This window comes from Rhizobium sullae (genome assembly GCF_900169785.1).
Lineage (GTDB): Bacteria > Pseudomonadota > Alphaproteobacteria > Rhizobiales > Rhizobiaceae > Rhizobium > Rhizobium sullae.
In genome coordinates this window covers 1-1,522 of sequence record NZ_FWER01000156.1, presented here as the reverse complement: position 1 = coordinate 1,522, position 1,522 = coordinate 1, and the positions used below count along the sequence as shown (strand labels likewise).

General features: G+C 58.6%; 1 pseudogene. It reads right to left on the bottom strand.

Annotation, left to right across the window (positions count from 1 at the left end):
• Window positions 1–186 (bottom strand): annotated as a pseudogene (locus BN1800_RS42105) (hypothetical protein); the annotation flags it as partial.
• Between the last annotated feature and the right edge of the window lie 1,336 nt (window positions 187–1,522).

Sequence of the window (1,522 nt, the reverse complement as noted above, 5' to 3'; positions counted from 1 at the left end):
CAGCCAACGACCGATGCGCCTTTCGGCGGTGCGGCCGGGCACGAACCAAGCCTTCAGACTGTCGCTCCAGCGCGCTCGTGGGAAAGACTCGCGAAAACGCTGCACGGTGATGCGATCGTGAGGCAGGTCGGCCGTGGCGCCGACACGCGGTTTTGAGGGAACGGTGTCGTTCGGTTCCTTTTCCATGGTCTCATAACGCAAGAATACAAGCTCATGTTCGTTCGCCGCACGTCCCCGAGAATTCACGCTCCCTGCCTTGGTTCTCAGAGATGCTTTGATCGCCTGTTCAAGCGGGCGGTGGCCATCGCAGAAATCCTGCCACGCCGGGTATTTCGCAAGGAGCCGTGCGCAAACCGTGAACCGCTTGGGGCCAAGGGCTGATTTTACCTGTGTCCAAGTCAGCGGCATCGATATCATCCCCGTCAATGAGCCGCTACACGGCCAAGTGACGAGGTCGTCGGCCAGCGTGACCAGAAAGGCTCTATTGGTCAGCTCCTCGTTGAAAATACGGTCTCATCCGAGGACCGCTTCTTTGCCTGACGGCGCCAAGGAAGAAGTCTAGCTACTGCCGCGCTGTCTGACACGGCGTGCTCGGACCGATTCCGGGCTTCTATCACGCCCGACAGGTACCCGAAGCATTCGGAACATTCCCCGCTCCAACGTGTTTTCATGAGAAGCAACTGAGGGAGGGTACATGCTCTCCATTCAAGCAAATGTCGCCGATTGTGCGAAACGCATCGGCGCAATAGCTTGTGCCGCTGGGCTTCTGTGTGGACCGGCTTTTGCCCAAACGTCCCCTGATCAGTCGGATCGGTGTCAAGCGCCGGATCAGCAGCAGAACCAGGACCCCGCGCCAACCGACGGTAATTCGCGAACAGCGAACAGGTCGGATGCGGGAAAATTGTCTGATTGCAACGGCGTGTTAAAGCCGCCTTTGACCGGCGATAGCGATTTGGTCAAGCCGGCGCCGCCGGTCGGCGACACACCGGTAATCCCGCCGGACGCGGTTCCACAAAAGCAGCAGTAAGCAGATTTATGCCAGAGTGCGTGTAACGAGCCTTGATGACGAGAACGCTCCCGTGTTCGTATGGATCGTGCCGGAGGGGTGGAAGATATCCGCCGTCTTTCTGCTGGCGGAGATTATGTCGGTTCGATTGCCAAAACCACCGGCAACCCCTCAGCAAAGCATCAATGGAGTTGGCGCCTAGCCACTCCCGACAGTGTTGAGCGCAGTCCGCCCTTGGCTGGGCACGCAGACGATGAGCTCGCCGTCAGGAAGGCTGCGGAAGAGGCTTATTCGCGTGCGAGGCGGGAGAGTGGGTGAAGCTTGCGCTTATCGCGGAACAAAGCGTTCCGCTGCTAGATGCGGGATCGATAAAATGAGCGATATGGCAGACGAAACGGAAGCGCGGTTGAACGCCCATCGTCGGCTTTTTGTGTCGCGGCTCACAATCATTGCCGGAGATCCCAAGTTTCATCAGGCGTTGGAATCGCTGGTGCGCGACAATGAAACCGTCAGCGA